This is a genomic window from Vibrio sp. D3 (assembly GCF_043995865.1).
In the GTDB taxonomy this organism is placed as follows: domain Bacteria; phylum Pseudomonadota; class Gammaproteobacteria; order Enterobacterales; family Vibrionaceae; genus Vibrio; species Vibrio diabolicus.
The window spans coordinates 1,481,585-1,498,379 of the sequence record NZ_CP171887.1 but is presented as its reverse complement, the minus strand read 5'-3'; the positions used below and the strand labels follow the sequence as shown (position 1 = coordinate 1,498,379).

Sequence of the window (16,795 nt, the reverse complement as noted above, 5' to 3'; positions counted from 1 at the left end):
GTTACCCAATATGCCCAACGGTATGTAAAATCCAAACCATAACAAAACTAAGTAATACACCAATCACGCCCAGTACTGCACCGATACGAGCCATTTGGCTGCTTTCGACATGCCCAGTAGCATGAGCTAACGCGTTTGGTGGCGTACTGATTGGTAACGACATACCGAGTGACGCGGCAAATGTCACGACTAAGATCAGCGTCACTTCTCCACCCAATGGCGTTAACGAAGTCATCGAGGTACCTAGCGCAGCCATAATCGGCATAAGTAAGTTTGCAGTGGCCGTATGCGACATAAAGTTTGCCATTAACAAGCACAAGAAAGCCGCACCAAACAAGACCACATATGGCGAGAACTGATCAAACGGAATACTGTGTACCACCAGCTTCGCAAGCCCTGTTTTATCCAGAGCAAGACCCAGAGCGATACCACCTGACACCAACCAAAGCACGTCCCAAGAAATTTTCTTCAAATCTTCCTTGTTGATAATGCCCGTCAATGAGAATACCGCGACCGGAATTAATGCCACTGTGTAAGAGTTCATCCCATGTGCTGACCCCATCAACCAGAGAATAATCGTACCTGCGAAGGTGACATAGACAATCATCGCTTTTGGTGTTTTCAAAAACTTGCTCTTAATATTCAGATCAATGGTGGTTTGCTCGGCTTTATACAAAAAGCCAATCAGAAACCACGCTAGCGCCATCATCACAATGACGAATGGCACGCCAAAGACCATCCATTCACCAAACGTAATTAAGTTATCACCAACCAAATATTTCAGCGCGATAGCATTCGGGGGCGTGCCGATTGGTGTACCAATACCACCAATGTTGGCGGCAACAGGAATACACAAGGCAAACGCAATTCGACCGGGGTCTTTAGGTCCAAATACCGCAATCACAGGGGTTAGAATCGACAACATCATCGCTGTTGTTGCGGTGTTTGACATAAACATGGAAAAGACAGCGGTGATCAACATCAAACCCAACATAACGAACTTTGGGTTTTGCCCAAATGGTTTTAGCAACACGCGCGCTAAGTTGACATCCAGCCTGTACTTTGTCGCCGCCATAGCTAAGAAGAACCCGCCGAGGAACAGCATAATAATCGGGCTAGCGAAAGTCGCCATTATCTCGTTATATTGCAACAGCTCACCAAAATGTGGCTGCCCTTCTTGCAAGCGAAAAAGCACGATGCTTTTATTCGAAACAAGCAATAGTTCGAGCACAATGATAACGACCGAAGTGGCGTAGATTGGAATGGGTTCAAACACCCAACAGAGTGCAGCAAGCAAGAAGATTGCGATCACTCTCTGCTGGACGATAGTAATGCCATCAAATGGGAATGCAGAGAGGGGCATTAACCAAATAAGCAATGGTATCAATGTTGGAATAATGTATTTGAGATAAGGGCGCATAGTACTACTTCTCTTCCTGAGATGGTTAGCCAGACACGTTTGGCGTTTGGAACGCCATTACCCACCGCAATACCGAAGCTTTTAGGCTCTGACTAAGCCTTCAGAGACGAAAAATGCAGTAATGGCTTGTTCCAGAGAAGATTATGCACACTGTTTTCAAACAAAACTTTGGTGCGAGATCAATGAACTTGTTTTCACATTGGAAAACATTTTATATCTGTGTTCAAGCTCACTAAATGCTCACGATTTCAATGAAATATACTTTTCCATCATAAAGTTAGTTAAGGTTTCTCCCCTAACTTCAGCACGTTGCTGAACCTTAACTGTGAACCCCATTTTCTCGTAGAAAGGCCGGGCAGTGATACTCACTTCAGAGTACAGTCGCTCTATCCCCTTTACTTTCGCCTGTGAAAATAGAAAAGACATCAAATCACGACCAATACCTTGGCCTTGATATTCATGGTGACAAAAGAAATGGTCAATCAAGCCGTCACTTTGCAAATCACAATAGCCAACGACCTGCCCTTCTATTTCCGCAATATAGGGTTGAATAACATCCATTGTGCGTTGCCATGAATTGAGATCAAAATCTGATGGGGCCCAAGCTGAAACTTGTGATTCGGTATAATCGCGACGATTAATGACTCGTACAGTGTGGTAAAAAAGTGTCCACAATATTGGAGCATCCTCTGTGCGATAGCGACGTATTGAGAGCATCGGTTCAACCATTCCTATTCGGTAAATACCAAGTATTAACGCAAAGTAATACTGGTGAACTCATCATTTTCAATACCAACCACTAAAGGCTTTTCAAGCTGATCGCTGTTCATCAATACGGTGGTATTCAGCTCTCGACTTGATCTGCGTATTTTGCTTTTTCTGATGATATGTATATTAACAATGTAATCGGAATATTCCTTCGTGACTCCTCCAGAAAACTCCACATGCTCACTTTCATTATCTTGGACCACATGAAATTTTCGATTTGCTTGAATATCAGCACTGAGTGAAGAGTCACCATAGTTCAGTACAACGGACGTTGGTTCACTATCTTGATTGGCAAAACAGCCAAATGCGAACATGCATAATGCAAGTATACTTTTTGATTTAAACATTGGTTATTCAATTTCTAGTTATTTTTCTGCCATTTGCATTACCAAACAGCACTCCTCAATAATCGCCTATTGTGCCACAGGTGTACGCAAGTCTCTAAATACAGTAAAAGGATGTACGATGAAATTCCGCTAAAAATGGGGAAATCACAATGCAGCTGAGGATAAAACAGCCTATTTAATCGCCCCCAACAACACCCAAGCAATTGTTTTTATTGAATTTAAAGGTAATAAATAGTGTAAGCAATATACGTACAAGCTCTTACTTTTTCATACGCAACTAAGCAAGTTAATAGAGAGAGACAATATTGTCTATGCCACATGTTACAAATCTGCTTACCTCATTATTACGTATGATCCTATATTGTGGCGCTAGCCTTCCCTTCTTTTTAACGAAGGGAAGATTTAACAATAAGGCTTGCACCTATTTTATAGCTAAAATCAATAGAGTATTTCTAACATCGGTTGGTCTAGGAGCGATCAATGAAAAACTCTCTCAGTTTTACTCATCTATTAAAAGTTGGCTTGATATCAATCGCAGCTTTGATGGGTGGATGCACTCAAGGAGATTGGCGTACCGCAAGCAGAGAACCTGCCGGTATCGCGCCTGACCCTTCCAATGTGAAACATGCCGTAATTGAGTTTTATGCCGCAGATGCATTTGGTTGGCGAGGCTGGTTTGCGGTGCACACTTGGTTTGCGATAAAGCCTGAAAATGCGAACGAATATACCGTGTATGAAGTGGTCGGGTGGCGCGTGAATCGTGGACAACCCGCTCTGTATCAATACCAAACGGGCACACCAGATCGCTACTGGTACGGTGCTAAGCCAGAAAAAATACTCTCAATACAAGGTGAAAAAGCCGATAAACTTATCCCAAAAATACAAAGCGTTATCAACCAATACCCTTGGGCTGAAGAATACACGTTGTTTCCAGGGCCAAATAGCAACACGTTCCCAGCTTGGGTGGGCAAGCAAATTCCGGAGTTAGAACTCGACTTGCCATTTAGAGCAATTGGTAGCGGCTACGCCAACGAGTAAAACAAAAACTTGGTAACTGGCGCGTTTTACGTTCAGCGCATAGCACTATACCTATTGTGCGTCTTCACCTAACTCGGTTCTATTTCTTCCGTTGCGCTTTGCTTTATACAGAGCGTTGTCAGCGTCTTTCATTACCGCTTCAATTGGCATATCGTTGCCTTTCCAGTGAGAAACACCAAGTGATACCGTCACCTTACCAACGACCAGGAAATCGTGTTTTTCTACGTTATGCCTAATCCGCTCAGCGACATCAACCGCGTGATGAACATCCGTCGCTTCAAGGAACATCATGAACTCTTCCCCACCGGAACGGCAAAGATGATCATTCGCTCGGGCTTGCTCTTTCATCAACTGAGCGAATTCTTTGAGTAGATTGTCACCCACATCATGACCATAGTTATCATTGACGCTCTTAAAATGATCAATATCCAAAGCTAAAATAGAAAAAGCGGTGTTTTCTTGCTTAAACAAGCCTAGAACTTTGTCTAAGCCGCGTCGATTTAACAACCCAGTCATCGCGTCTGTTAGCGTATCCAGTTGCAGCTTATCAATGGTTTTTGAAACGATACCAAACGCTTTGAGGAAACTGAGCTTCAAATGTGAAGCCTCAAAATACCAAGACTTAACCAGCTTCAAATCATCGATAGATGAAGAGTGTTCTTCCACTCCCCGAACAGCGCCAGCCAGTTGCCATAATGGTCTTGAAATAAGTAGAGAGAAGAACCAGATCAACAGCAGAGTTAATAAACCAATTGGAATCGATTTGAAAAATACACTCCACATCTGCTCATCTAGCACCATTAACGTCATTGATTTCGGGCGCTGAGCGACAATTCCCCACCCTGATGATTCAACTGGTGCATACCCTGCTAGCATTTCAACACCACGAGAGTTCACTATTTCTTTGTTACCACGCTGACCCATTGTCACGGCGTTAATTGCAATATTATCGTTGATCACTTCACCAACCCGCGATTTATCTGGGTGGTAGATCAGCGTATTGCTTTCGTCCACAACGTAAAGGAAAGAGCCATCTTTGTAAGCATGCTGGCTAAGTAATTCAGCAAGAATATTGTCCTTCTCTAAATAAATAGTACCGCCGATATAGCCTAAATATTCATTGGACTGAGAAAATATAGGGTATGAGATCGTTAACAGATAATTACCTGCGGGTGAGATGAATGGCTCAGTGACAACGGGCGCTTGAGCATTTAAAGATTGACGTTTTCTTTCACCAACGAGCTTTACACCTTTAACCTGAAGTGTCTCTGGTGATACAGAAATAATGACGCCTTTCGCATTAACGACAACCACAGAGTTGAATGATTTGGTTTGCTTTCTCAGCCTCTCCGCCTCTTCGTCCAGAAACTGAGCATCGTGCATCTTATCTTGTAGCAAGTTCGCACTGTATTTTAGCTGCGACATTGAGCTTTCTATGAAAGAGTCCGTCATTTCTGACATTTTTTGCGCATAAACGCGGTTGGACTCTAACGTGTTATTGATGATGAGATCTCGTTGCACTCGATAGATCGAATAAAACGCATTGATCAAAGTGACAAGCACACTGAAAACACACAGGATTACAATAAGGTTTCTAAGATTAAGTTTTTCTTTTCTTCTAAAGGACATTTGCCAACTGCCAGCTTCGATGGCTTTTTGTATGAATGAGCGTATAGGTTATATGAAATCGATTTAATTTTCAGGTAGGAAGTTGGGAGCAATATTAAATATTTTCTCACATAATAGGACGCAAAATGAGCTAATAAGAGAATTCAGTGACACAAAATAAATGCCGTGCCACTGTAATATCGCACAACTTTAAGCAAGCTCTGTGCTGGTCATTACCATTGTCTTTAATACATCGACAACAAGCTGATGATCATCTAACTGCGGTAAACCCGATACCGTCACAACCCCAATTAAACCAGAACCCATGATTCGAATTGGGAACGCGCCACCATGAGCACAATACTCACGCGCATCGAGATGTGGCTGATTTTCAAAATCACGCTGCTTTTGCTTATTGTATAGCGAGAGGTAGTAAGAGCTGCGACCATATCTCAATACTGAGTTTCGCTTTCTACGAACCCAATCCAAATGGTCAGCGCACGTTCCTGTCATCGCGTATTGAAATAGCGTTTGTCCAAAACCGTAGACCTCAATAGCCACAGCCGCGTCACAGGCTTCCGCCGCTTCTTTTAGAGCCAAACCAATAGACCACGCTACTTGGTGGTTAAACTCTTTCAATTGAAGCTCATGCTCTTGTTGAGCGACGAGCTCAAGCGTTAAGCTCATGATTTCACCTGAATCGTTTTACCCGTTTTACTGCTTTCCAATGCCATCTCAATCAGAGCGATATTCTGTACTGCTTGAACGGCAGGAACCGGGTTATCAGTCCCCAAACGAATGGCATCTGCTACACCAACAAAATAAGCTTGATATGCACCTCTCTCCGTTTTGATGGTTTGCGCACCGTCTTCGTCGTAGCGGACACCGTATAACGCCTCGTCCTCTTCTGACCAAGCATCGTTTTCCGGTAATCGGCCTTCTTTTAAGTAGCCTTCTTGAGGATCTAATCCGAACTTTTCATATTTAGCTTCGGTACCCAATACTTTATAACGCAGGTTTGGTTCTGGGCTGTATAAGTTTGAATGTAAATGCACAATATGGTCTGGGTAATGAAGCACTAAGTTGTAGTAATCAATCGTCGTCGCGCCCGGACGCATCATTCGACACTGTGCGTCTATCGCATCTGGCAAACCAAATAACACCAAGGCCTGATCGAGAAGATGGGGAGCAAGATCGAATAAAATACCACCGCCATCTTGAGCCTGCTCTCGCCAGCGTTGACGAACTTCAGGACGGTAGCGATCAAAGTGCGACTCAAACAGCCTCACATCACCTAACTTACCTTGTTCGATAAGCGATTTAACAGTGAGAAAATCGCCATCCCAACGCCTATTATGAAAAACGCTCAGAACCAATCCTTTTTCTTCTGCTAAGGCGATCAACTCATTCCCATCTTCTATGCGCGTTACAAACGGTTTTTCGACAATGACATGTTTCCCATTGTTCAACGCGCGCTTTGCGAGCTCGTAGTGCACATCATTTGGCGCAGTGATGATCACAAGCTCAGCGTCACTGTCATCGAGTAAAGTATTGGCATCAGCAAACCACTGAGTATCTGGCCAATCATTTTGGACCGCTTCCTGTTGACGAGAACTTATTGCGCTCAACGTCAAGTTTGGCAGTGCTTTAATGAAGGGTAAGTGGAAAGTTTTTGCTGAATATCCGTAACCAATCACGGCGGTCTTTACGGGATCGTAAGCCATACTAAGATTCCTTATTTCGGTGAAACAATAATACATTCAATATCATTGTGGTCGAGAAGTTGTTGAAAATCTGATTGAGGGGCATGATCGGTAATAATGATGTCGATCTTTGACAAATCACATACATGGTGAAAATTGTCGCTTCCAATTTTGCGGGATTCACAAACGACAATGACTTGCTGAGCTTGCTCTATCATAGTTTGTTTCATGGTTGCTTCTAGCTCATTATTTGTCGTCAACCCTCGGGATGACAACGCGCACACACCAATAAACGCCTTATTCACATGATATTGCTTCATTTGCTGTTCTGCTTGTGCACCCAAGATCGCTCTGGCGTAGGGGTCAAAGTGTCCACCTAAGAAATGGACGTCCATTGATTCATTTTTTTCAGCAGCGATTAGTACGTCAATACTGTTGGTGACCGCGTTGAGCTTATCTTCTTCACAGCGTGCTTTTTCTACGTAAAGTGGAAGCAAAGATAAGATAGTACTGGTATCAATAACAAGGTGGTCACGCTCATCCAAAAGCTTAGCGGCCGCTTGAGCGAGGCGATGCTTAGTGTCACTAATTGCTCGACTGGAGTACGCCTCTGTAGAGGAAGATATCGGGGCAAGCATGACGCCACCTCGGATTCTTTGTAATCCCGGTAGTTGGCTCAACTTGACTAAGTCTCGACGCGCTGAATCTCGCGAAATGCCAAAATACTCGCAAACTTCCGATAACGTTATTTTGTTTTGTAGCTCTAGCTTGGCTCTGAGTTCTATCAATCGCTCTTCTTGCGTCATTACTTAAATTCACTTAAGTGATTTTAAGCAATAATGCCACACAGCAATCAAATAACCAATATGGACGCACGCAATATTTGCTTATGCTGATACCAAACAGAATTGTTAAGTTGAGGAGATGAAGAGCGTTTTGCTCATCACCCCCTATCAAAAAATTTTTGGTGTAATGTTTGCGTTGGCTGGGTCGCTACTTTTTCATGGCTTCTTTAAAAACTTGATTCCAATCTTGTTTCATATCGACAAACAACCAACCTTGCTCTTCACCCACTTTAAATGATTTGTCTAATTTCCCCACGTGAGAGTCTTTATCATACGCCCATTCACGCTTGTCATCCGTGTGATGGATAACCGCTGAAAATCGTGGGCCAGACCCCGCTTTAGTCCACTCTAACATTTGTAAGTCACCGTCAGAATTACCAAATGCCATCACCGGGCGCTTACCAATGAAGTTCTGAATCGTGACAGGCTTCACCGCTTTATCATTCACAAAATCAATTTCTGGCAAGCGTTGAATCGTTGGCTTTCCATCAACAACCTGATACTCCGCTTTTAATGTCGTCCCAACGATATTTTGCGTTGGGATCCCGTACACTTCTGGTGCCCAAACACGCATGAAATCAATGCCACCTCCAGAAATTATATAGGTCTGGTAGTCATTTACTCTCAAGTAGTCGAGTAACTCAAGCATCGGTTGATAAACCATTTCAGTGTATGGCTTTCCCGTCGTAGGATGCACGGCCGTTTTCATCCACTCCTTCACTTCTTGATGGAACTGATCAGTCGACATTCCGGAGTGAGTCGCCATAACAAGCTTCATCACACCTTCAAGGCCTTGCTTGCCAACCCCCTCCAAGTCACCTTTTATTGCCGAAGCAAAAGGTTCTGTTGTTTTCCAATCAGGATGCTCAGAGGCCATCTCTTTCACTTTATCGATCGCAAAAAACAGCTGTAGATAAACGGGTTTTTCTGCCCACAGCGTCCCGTCATTATCAAACGTAGCGATCCTTTGGCTTTCAGGAATATAAGCGTCCGAGCCTTGAGTCGTCGTTTTAGTAACAAACGCCATAATAGCTTGCTTCGCACCGGTGTTGTTCCATGACGGCAGAGGATCTTGCACATCAGCAGCAATGCTATAGCTAGACAGAGCAAAACTTGTCGCAAGGACAATCACCTTTAACTTTATAGCCATTTTAATTCCTTATATTGAGGTACGGGATGCAAATCCAAATGAAAGTATAGTTCACGATTAACAAGCGCAATTCAGAGCAACATATGCAACAACACCACAAAGTGACACCGTAACCAAAACACACTTCAATTAAAGAAGATTACCGATAAAGTGTTGAGTTAACTGGCGTCAACCTGCTCTGAAGTATTTTGACGCCCCTTTTTCTGATTAAGCTCATCAATCACGTAATCCGGAGCCACTTTCTTAAGTTCCGCTAAACACTGTTCAGACTTGGGGTTATCGTACCGAATGTAGATATCACACACTGCATAAAGCTGCTCCGGCGCGCCAGAGATCAAATAAGCTTTTTCAAAAGCGTCCACAGATTTTTTAAGATCTAACTCTTCTTGCAGAACACCATTTAAGTACCAAAAATAACTGTTGTTCTTCGCCATATTAGCGGCCTTTTCAATTTCGCTAGCGGCATCATGCTTCTCACCAAGTCTTACTAGCGCTAATGACTTCGAGTAATGCAAAGCAGCGTTATCAGGAAAAAGTGTGATTGCTTCATCAAGTACTTGGATAGCTTGTCGATCTTTTTGTTGCGCTCGAAAATTGTCCGCATAGCTTAACCAGACTTGCGGGTTACTTGGCATCAGCTTGGTTAGCTCTGGATAAATCAATGCCGCTTTGTCCCACTCTCGATGCCAACGATATACATCGGCAAGGAGTAATCTAGAAACGTTGTCAGTTTTCTGCGACAAGTAGGATGTTAAATCAGTCACCGCGCCTTCAAGTGACTGTTGCTGCTCCGAACTTAAACTGGCGTAATCTCGAACCAAGTTTATCGCTGCGGTAATTCGAACCATTGCATCGTCATCACTTAGCAACGGGGAAACCAGACGCCAGCGATGCTCTATCATATAGGGTTGAGCTCCTACAATTGCTGCTTCACGAATTCCAGCATCTGCATCTTTCAAACCACGAGCGACGGCAACCAAAGCGTTTTGGCTGGGGTAGTTGGCTAGTTCACGTAAAGCATCAATACGCTTTTCTGAAGACAACTTCTTGTTTTGTGCATCATAAGACAATTTTTCGACTTGCTGTGCTGGCGTCATAGGTTCTTCTTGAGATGCTATCTCAACGGATGAAACTTTATCTGAATTGAGCAGAGGTTTATCCTGAGCCCAAGCACCTTGGCTTAACGCTACACTCATCGTGAACGTTAAAAGTGACTTCGTAAAACGCGTTATCTTTTGCATTGATGAGACCTTATTTTTATAAAACTGGACCAGTTGAATCTTAGAACTTAGTGTCAAAAACAGGTCGATTAGACGCTTTCAGGTGCAAAGCCTTATCACTGTATTTGCCGTGTACCACAGGGTTGCCCATCGCTCGTAAAATGTACGCCATTGATTTGTCGACATGCGCAAAAAACTTCTTCCAACCTGCACATAGATAGTTAAGGCCGGGCTCACCTTCTCTGGTGCGAATAAAGCGGGTTTTAGGGCATTCTCCAAAGCATGCAAACTGATAATCGCAATTAACACACTGCTGAGGCAGTGTGCGACTTTTAGCAAATCCGAATTTCTGCTGGTCAGGGCTATAAGCGAGAGTATCGAGTTTTTCGCGGTGAATATTTCCGATCTTGTATTCCGGGTAAACATAGTGGTCACACGCAAAGACATCACCGTTTGGTTCCATTGCTAAACCTTTGCCACAGATTTCACCTAGCGTGCATAGTGGGTTTTTTCTTCCCATCCATGTTTCCAAACTTGCTTCAAAATACTGTACAAAAACGTTACCAATATCATGCACGACCCACTCATTGAATATCGCGATAAGGAAGTTACCCCATGCTTCATCCGCCACACAAAATGGCTCGACAACCGAATCCTTATGGCCGGGAATCAGACGTTTATCACCTTGCATTAGTTGCTCATTGGGCTTCCAAGTTTGTGGCGCTGTTGTTCTGAAAGTTTTCTGCTCAACAATTGGAATAAACTGCATTTGAGGCGAACATACTGCATCTCGTAAGAAGCGATACACTTCCAAAGGGTTACGACTGGTCAAGTTGTTCACACACGTGAGCGTTGCAAACTTCACTTCATGCTTATGCAATAGCTCAACGGCGTTCATTACTTGTTTAAATGTACCTCTTCCCGCTCGGTTTGTTCGGTAAGCGTTGTGCATCATCTCAGGGCCATCGATGCTTAAACCGACGAGAAAGTGGTTCGCTTTTAGAAACTCGCACCACTCATCATTAAGAAGCGTGCCATTAGTCTGAAGATCATTAGAGATCGTAATACCATGAGGGCGGTATTTATCTTGTAATTCAACAATTCTTTTGAAGTAATCCAACCCAAGCATGGTTGGCTCTCCACCTTGCCAAGAGAAGATAATTTCAGGTGTGTTCTGCCCTTCGATGTATTGGCGGATATAGCTCTCTAAGGTTTCGTCATCCATTATTGGCGAGCACCCTTGCTTATATTCCAACAAATCTTGTTTGCTTAAGTAATAACAATAAGTGCAATCGATGTTGCAAGCAGCACCAATGGGCTTTGCCATCACATGTAAACGCTTAGATGCTTTTCCGTTGAACTGAGGCCCTTGAGTTATGTGCATTCATCACCTTCTTAGTTGCTAACCTGTCCCCAATGATGTCAAACCTAATCATCGAGTTAATCGCCTAGGGTGATGATAATGTTCAATTATTCTCGGCGCTTGTTATAGTGTGTATAACCGTTTGTTATGGTTTTGCTTGCTAGACTTTCTGACCAAAGTCGTTGACGGAGTCGCCGAATGAAACATCCCAAAAGTAAGATTATTTCCCTTGTCTCAGCTATATCGGTCACGCTGATAATTAATGGGTGTGCAACACCCCCACCACACTCTCTCGCTCAGAAAATCGATCAAGATATGGTTCTTGTCGAAGGTGGGCAGTTTACGATGGGCGCAGATAATCCATCAGCCAAAAAGTCAGAGCGCCCAGCTCGCACTGTTAACGTTGATGGATTCTATTTGTCAAAATTTGAGGTAACTCAATCGCTCTTTGAAGCTGTCACTGGCTCCTCTCTGAGCTACTTTCGAGATCCAAATACACCCGTCAATAATATTAGTTGGCAACAAGCCAATTATTTCATTAAGAAATTGAATGAAAAAACGGGAGAGCATTACCGTCTACCAACAGAAGCAGAATGGGAGTTTGCCGCTAAAGGCGGAATTTTAACTAAAGGCTTCACTTTTTCTGGGTCAAACAATATTGACGATGTGGCTTGGTATGTGAATAACTCGCACAATAAGGCTCATAAGGTAGGTCAAAAACAACCAAACGAGCTCGGGTTGTACGATATGACAGGTAACGTAGGCGAGTTTGTGATTGATGCTTTTGACGAAGGTTATTACAAAACAGCGCCCAGTGATAATCCGGTAAACGCAAAAGAGGAAAAAGAAAGCCTTGCACACAAGTCTGTACGTGGCGGCAGCTTTGCTTATGACGCAGACGAATCTGAAAACTATCGCCGCGATTTTGCCAGCCAATCCGTCATTATGTCTGACATGGGCCTTAGACTAGCGAAAGACGTAAACTAAACTAAGTAGAGAAAGTGGCGCGATAAAGGCTCCACTTTTTACTATTGGTGTTTAATCTCTACAGATTCGCAATAGATGCTTTCAGCTGATCAATAGCCTGCTTAGGAGCATAATTACCCAGCTCTTTTAGACACCTATCGAAAGCAAAAGCGACAGTGCCTTTTTTATGATTTCTCGCTAGAACTTCGCATTGAGCATATAAATGTTGAGGGTTCCCACCGACTTTAAACGCAGTCTGCAATGCCTTACTGGCTTCCAGAACGTCACTGTTTTCCAAAGCTAGACCATAAACATACCAGTAGTGAGCGTTAGTCTTTCCTAGTTCTGCGGCATGTTTAAGTAGAGCTTTGGCCTCATCTTCCTTGCCTTGGCGTAACAAAGAAAGACCGGCACTGTAAGGTAATGAACTGGATTTAGGCTGAGCTTTCATCCCTTGTTGTAACACCGAGAGCGCAGCTTTTTCTTTCCCAAGGCGCCGATACAGGTCCGATAAATTCACGTAACTATTTTCGAAATAAGGCTCGATACTTATCGCTTCTTGGTATAACGCAATTGCCTTATCGATTTCGCCTAAGCTGCGGTATACATTTGCCAAATTGGTTCTGCCGAAACCACGATCGGCGTTAAACTTTTGAATGTCCATGTACTCTTCAAGCGGTGGTTGAATCCTATCTTTTTGTAACGGCGTCATTTGCGTATAGCTGGTCACTAATACCGAAGCCGCCTCCGCCCTCACTGAAAGTACGGGATCATCCAGCAGTGGTTCTAAAATTCGCCATCGATCATGAAACTCATAACCAGACGAGCCCGCGACTGCGCCGAGTCTAATCATTTCATTCTCATTTTTAACGGCCCTTGCGAGCGAAACAGTCGAATTTTGGTCAGTATTGCCGCCCATTCGCTCTAATGCAGAAGCTCGTATGATGTCTTTTAATGATGAATCCTGAGCAGAGTAAGCCAGAGCATTTGCCGCCCCTTTGTGCCCAATTGCATCGGCATAAAACGCGACAGCAAAGTGTTGTTGATTGCGGTATTGAGAGTGAGGAAACCATTCGGCTATCTGCGCATCCGCCCACTGGTTATTCTTATCCTCATGACAAGACGTACATACATTAGGCGTGTCGATGTGTTTACTCAAGTCAGGTCTAGGTACGTGCCAACTGTGGTCTCTACGAGGATCGACTTGCATATAAGTCGTTTCTGGCATGTGACAAGTCGTACATTGTGACGCTTTGGATCCCGCTTCATGGAAGGTGTGGTTTTCCGGGGTATATTCTGACGCAATATGACATTGTGAACATACCGCCTCTTCTGGGATGTTTAGCTTTGCCGAATGAGGATCGTGGCAATTGGTGCATGTTACGCCTTTTTCAGCCATTTCAGACTGAAGAAATGAACCGTAAACATAGTCTTCATCGTAAATTTGGCCATCGTGGTAGTAGAGTTCTGGAGTGATCAGGCTTAACCGGTATTTATCGAAAAATGAGCCTTGAATGTGATCACCTGTCTCATTTAACTGCGTTCGACGACTGTGACATTGTGCGCACGTCTGAACTTGGTTTGTTTCTGCGATTGCTTTTGGTTGTAACGTTCTGTGGCCCTTCTCAAATACCCAATCGGTTACCGCTTTAGATAAATTTCGGTCAAAACCATAGTGACTATCTGTATCGAAAGAGCCTACTGTAGATGCGGACTTTTTCGCCAACTCGATGTGTCCACTTGCAGGGCCATGACACGCTTCACAACCAACATTGATCTCGGACCAAGACGTGTTGTAGGTATTTTTGATTGCGTCATAGTTCTTCTTTACATTGGTCGAATGACAGTCTGCACACATGAAATTCCAATTTTGCCCAGTGTTAGTCCAGTAAAACTCATCTGTCGTTGTTGTCTCTGGATAGAGGTGAAACCAGCGCTGACCACCTTCCGATTTCGTCCTTGAATCCCATGCAAAAGGAATGAGCTGTACACGACCGTCTTCAAACTCCACCATATATTGCTGTAACGGTTCCCAGCCAAATGTGTAGCTAATTTTATAATCATGCCATTGACCATCAGGGCCTTGAATATTGACCCAATACTCCTCGCCTTGTCTAAAAAAACGGTTGGGTTGCCCATCATGCGTCACTGTGCGGTTATCAAAATCACCTTGAACAGATTCTGAGTTTGCATGTTTCATTGCCATATCGTGATGAGAGCCCTTCCAAGCCTCCACCTCTTGTTGGTGACATTCCGCGCACGTTTGCGTGCCAACATATTCCAACCCAAGCTTCGTGGTATTTTGGGGACTCTCTATCACTGATGCCTGGGAAAAAAACGAACCACTCACCATGACGATACCCAGAAATAGACACCGAAACCGACCTGCCCACTGACTCATAACTATCCTTAGTATTTAGATGGTGCAACTTGAATTAATATAGTCGCTAACCCCTTGGTTATACAAATAATTAGAAGTGAAAGGCCTTCAAAATGAGTGCTCCATTCTTCGTCCCCCGATTAGGGAGTAGCTCGGTGTTTTTGCTGAAACTTTATTCGTCTCACCAGCAATCGGCACTGGTGTTCATTAGTGACCCATCTCTATTTTTAAAACCTCCCCAAATCATCACAATGACAAGTATTTTTATTTAGAAACAAATAGTTAAATACCCTCGATAACTTATGGTTATAAAGAGTATAAGAGGATTTTTCTATACACATCATTAACTTATGCAGCACTTAAACACAAGGTTTACTTGTGATTCTCGTTACTCTCAACCTCCTGGAGTTTTTTATGGCAAACCAATTGAGAAAAATCGCAGTAGGCGTCGGGCTGTTAGCAACGTCCAGCGCAGCGATGGCGGCAGACAAACCCAACATACTTGCAATTTTCGGTGACGATGTCGGTTACTGGAACATCAGCGCATATAACCAAGGTATGATGCGTTACAAAACCCCGAACATCGATCGTATCGCGAACGAAGGGGCTTTGTTTACAGACCATTACGGCCAACAATCTTGTACTGCCGGTCGAGCAGCATTCATTACTGGCGAAGAACCATTTCGCACTGGCTTGCTGACGATTGGTATGCCGGGTTCCGACCATGGGATTCCAGATTGGGCACCAACTATTGCTGACTTACTAAAAGACCAAGGTTATATGACAGCTCAGTTCGGTAAAAACCACTTGGGCGATCAAGATAAGCACCTACCTACCAATCATGGTTTTGATGAATTCTTTGGTAACTTGTACCACCTTAATGCAGAAGAAGAGCCCGAAACCTACTATTACCCTAAAGACCCAGAGTTCCGTAAAAACTATGGTCCTCGTGGTGTAATTAAATCTTATGCCGACGGTAAGATTGAAGATACTGGCCCAATGACGCGTAAACGCATGGAACACGCGGACGAAGAGTTCCTCGAAAGCACTTTATCGTTTATGGAGAAAGCTGTTAAAGCAGATAAGCCTTTCTTCATCTGGCATAACTCTACGCGCATGCACGTTTGGACTCGATTACAAGAGAAGTACCGAGGCAAATCCGGTGTTAGCATTTACGCTGATGGCATGTTAGAGCATGACGATCAAGTCGGCGTATTGCTCGACAAACTCGATGAGTTAGGCGTTGCTGACAACACCATCGTTATTTATACAACAGATAACGGCGCAGAGACCATGACTTGGCCTGATGGGGGCGCAACCCCATTCCACGGTGAGAAAGGCACGACTTGGGAAGGCGGTATGCGTGTGCCTCAACTTGTGCGTTGGCCTGGTGTCATTAAGCCAGGAACGAAAATCAACGAAATGATGGCTCATCAAGACTGGTTGCCAACATTGTTGGCGGCAGCTGGCGTTCCTGACGTGAAAGAAAAGCTTGCTGAAGGTTACAAAGCAAATGGTAAAGACTGGCGTGTCCATATAGACGGCTACAACTTCATGCCATACTTCGAGGGCAAAGAAGAGAAAGGACCACGTGAGTCTCTGCTCTACTTCACCTCAAATGGTGAACTAAACGCAGTACGCTGGAATGACTGGAAACTTCACTTTGCAACTCTAGAAGGAAACCTAAGCGACGCCGTGCGATCTGTACCAAACTGGCCTAAGATCATTCACTTACGTGCTGACCCATTTGAAAAAGGTCCTAGCGAGTCACAAATGTACCTACGTTGGATGGCAGACAACATGTGGTTGTTTGTACCAATTCAAGACGTTGTTGGCGACTTCTTTAAAACGTTACCTGAATACCCAATGCAACGCGGTACAACTATGAACCCTGCTTCTTTAAATTACGACTCTTTGCAGATGCAAGAAAAGATGCAGCAGTTAGAAATGCTTAAACAGGAAGTGAATAAAGTTAAGTAATCTAATT

General features: G+C 43.8%; 14 protein-coding genes. 3 read left to right on the top strand and 11 right to left on the bottom strand.

What is annotated here, in order from left to right; translation table 11 throughout:
• Position 1: 1 nt before the first annotated feature.
• The 3 genes from ACHFJ9_RS14925 to ACHFJ9_RS14915 all read right to left on the bottom strand — a co-directional run bounded on the left by ACHFJ9_RS14925 (position 2) and on the right by ACHFJ9_RS14915 (position 2,535).
• Positions 2–1,420 (bottom strand): SLC13 family permease, encoded by a 1,419-nt coding sequence (locus ACHFJ9_RS14925; RefSeq protein ID WP_005394158.1) that lies wholly within the window; start codon positions 1,418–1,420, stop codon positions 2–4.
• Positions 1,421–1,660: 240 nt separating this feature from the next.
• Positions 1,661–2,137 (bottom strand): GNAT family N-acetyltransferase, encoded by a 477-nt coding sequence (locus ACHFJ9_RS14920; protein ID WP_258586876.1) that lies wholly within the window; start codon positions 2,135–2,137, stop codon positions 1,661–1,663.
• A gap of 35 nt (positions 2,138–2,172) precedes the next feature.
• Positions 2,173–2,535, bottom strand: a complete 363-nt coding sequence (locus tag ACHFJ9_RS14915) for a hypothetical protein (RefSeq protein ID WP_226421637.1) — start codon at positions 2,533–2,535, stop codon at positions 2,173–2,175.
• Positions 2,536–3,015: 480 nt separating this feature from the next.
• Here ACHFJ9_RS14915 and ACHFJ9_RS14910 point away from each other — a divergent pair, with 480 nt between their 5' ends.
• Positions 3,016–3,573 (top strand): DUF3750 domain-containing protein, encoded by a 558-nt coding sequence (locus ACHFJ9_RS14910; protein ID WP_012841873.1) that lies wholly within the window; start codon positions 3,016–3,018, stop codon positions 3,571–3,573.
• 51 nt (positions 3,574–3,624) lie between these two features.
• Here the strand turns inward: ACHFJ9_RS14910 and ACHFJ9_RS14905 are convergent, their stop codons facing one another.
• The 7 genes from ACHFJ9_RS14905 to ACHFJ9_RS14875 form a co-directional block, all read right to left on the bottom strand.
• Positions 3,625–5,202 (bottom strand): diguanylate cyclase, encoded by a 1,578-nt coding sequence (locus ACHFJ9_RS14905; protein WP_395357314.1) that lies wholly within the window; start codon positions 5,200–5,202, stop codon positions 3,625–3,627.
• A 189-nt stretch (positions 5,203–5,391) separates the two neighbouring features.
• A complete protein-coding gene (locus tag ACHFJ9_RS14900; RefSeq protein WP_005393342.1) occupies positions 5,392–5,868 on the bottom strand; it encodes a heme-degrading domain-containing protein in 477 nt (158 codons plus the stop codon).
• Positions 5,865–6,905 (bottom strand): oxidoreductase, encoded by a 1,041-nt coding sequence (locus ACHFJ9_RS14895; RefSeq protein WP_395357312.1) that lies wholly within the window; start codon positions 6,903–6,905, stop codon positions 5,865–5,867. The genes ACHFJ9_RS14900 and ACHFJ9_RS14895 overlap by 4 nt, the downstream gene beginning before the upstream one ends.
• Before the next feature lie 11 nt (positions 6,906–6,916).
• Positions 6,917–7,690, bottom strand: coding sequence for a DeoR/GlpR family DNA-binding transcription regulator (locus tag ACHFJ9_RS14890; protein WP_395357310.1), 774 nt, complete (start codon positions 7,688–7,690; stop codon positions 6,917–6,919).
• Positions 7,691–7,877: 187 nt separating this feature from the next.
• On the bottom strand, positions 7,878–8,879 hold the full coding sequence (locus ACHFJ9_RS14885) for an HAD family hydrolase (RefSeq protein ID WP_395357308.1): 1,002 nt from the start codon (positions 8,877–8,879) through the stop codon (positions 7,878–7,880).
• Between the two features lie 158 nt (positions 8,880–9,037).
• Complete coding sequence (locus ACHFJ9_RS14880; protein WP_395357306.1) at positions 9,038–10,120, bottom strand: hypothetical protein; 1,083 nt, start codon at positions 10,118–10,120, stop codon at positions 9,038–9,040.
• Positions 10,121–10,160: 40 nt separating this feature from the next.
• Positions 10,161–11,483, bottom strand: a complete 1,323-nt coding sequence (locus ACHFJ9_RS14875) for an anaerobic sulfatase maturase (RefSeq protein ID WP_395357304.1) — start codon at positions 11,481–11,483, stop codon at positions 10,161–10,163.
• Between the two features lie 177 nt (positions 11,484–11,660).
• Here ACHFJ9_RS14875 and ACHFJ9_RS14870 point away from each other — a divergent pair, with 177 nt between their 5' ends.
• A complete protein-coding gene (locus ACHFJ9_RS14870; RefSeq protein ID WP_395357302.1) occupies positions 11,661–12,449 on the top strand; it encodes a formylglycine-generating enzyme family protein in 789 nt (262 codons plus the stop codon).
• Positions 12,450–12,507: 58 nt separating this feature from the next.
• Here ACHFJ9_RS14870 and ACHFJ9_RS14865 read toward each other — a convergent pair whose 3' ends face one another.
• Complete coding sequence (locus ACHFJ9_RS14865) at positions 12,508–14,829, bottom strand: multiheme c-type cytochrome (RefSeq protein ID WP_395357298.1); 2,322 nt, start codon at positions 14,827–14,829, stop codon at positions 12,508–12,510.
• A gap of 393 nt (positions 14,830–15,222) precedes the next feature.
• Between ACHFJ9_RS14865 and ACHFJ9_RS14860 the strand changes: the two genes are divergently transcribed.
• On the top strand, positions 15,223–16,788 hold the full coding sequence (locus ACHFJ9_RS14860) for an arylsulfatase (RefSeq protein ID WP_012841879.1): 1,566 nt from the start codon (positions 15,223–15,225) through the stop codon (positions 16,786–16,788).
• Positions 16,789–16,795 lie beyond the last annotated feature (7 nt).

Excerpts from the sequence above, each read along its gene's own strand:
- ACHFJ9_RS14925 (WP_005394158.1), bottom strand. The coding sequence starts at position 1,420 with ATGCGCCCTTATCTCAAATACATTATTCCAACATTGATACCATTGCTT.
- ACHFJ9_RS14920 (WP_258586876.1), bottom strand. The coding sequence starts at position 2,137 with ATGCTCTCAATACGTCGCTATCGCACAGAGGATGCTCCAATATTGTGG.
- ACHFJ9_RS14915 (WP_226421637.1), bottom strand. The coding sequence starts at position 2,535 with ATGTTTAAATCAAAAAGTATACTTGCATTATGCATGTTCGCATTTGGC.
- ACHFJ9_RS14910 (WP_012841873.1), top strand. The coding sequence starts at position 3,016 with ATGAAAAACTCTCTCAGTTTTACTCATCTATTAAAAGTTGGCTTGATA.
- ACHFJ9_RS14905 (WP_395357314.1), bottom strand. The coding sequence starts at position 5,202 with ATGTCCTTTAGAAGAAAAGAAAAACTTAATCTTAGAAACCTTATTGTA.
- ACHFJ9_RS14900 (WP_005393342.1), bottom strand. The coding sequence starts at position 5,868 with ATGAGCTTAACGCTTGAGCTCGTCGCTCAACAAGAGCATGAGCTTCAA.
- ACHFJ9_RS14895 (WP_395357312.1), bottom strand. The coding sequence starts at position 6,905 with ATGGCTTACGATCCCGTAAAGACCGCCGTGATTGGTTACGGATATTCA.
- ACHFJ9_RS14890 (WP_395357310.1), bottom strand. The coding sequence starts at position 7,690 with ATGACGCAAGAAGAGCGATTGATAGAACTCAGAGCCAAGCTAGAGCTA.
- ACHFJ9_RS14885 (WP_395357308.1), bottom strand. The coding sequence starts at position 8,879 with ATGGCTATAAAGTTAAAGGTGATTGTCCTTGCGACAAGTTTTGCTCTG.
- ACHFJ9_RS14880 (WP_395357306.1), bottom strand. The coding sequence starts at position 10,120 with ATGCAAAAGATAACGCGTTTTACGAAGTCACTTTTAACGTTCACGATG.
- ACHFJ9_RS14875 (WP_395357304.1), bottom strand. The coding sequence starts at position 11,483 with ATGCACATAACTCAAGGGCCTCAGTTCAACGGAAAAGCATCTAAGCGT.
- ACHFJ9_RS14870 (WP_395357302.1), top strand. The coding sequence starts at position 11,661 with ATGAAACATCCCAAAAGTAAGATTATTTCCCTTGTCTCAGCTATATCG.
- ACHFJ9_RS14865 (WP_395357298.1), bottom strand. The coding sequence starts at position 14,829 with ATGAGTCAGTGGGCAGGTCGGTTTCGGTGTCTATTTCTGGGTATCGTC.
- ACHFJ9_RS14860 (WP_012841879.1), top strand. The coding sequence starts at position 15,223 with ATGGCAAACCAATTGAGAAAAATCGCAGTAGGCGTCGGGCTGTTAGCA.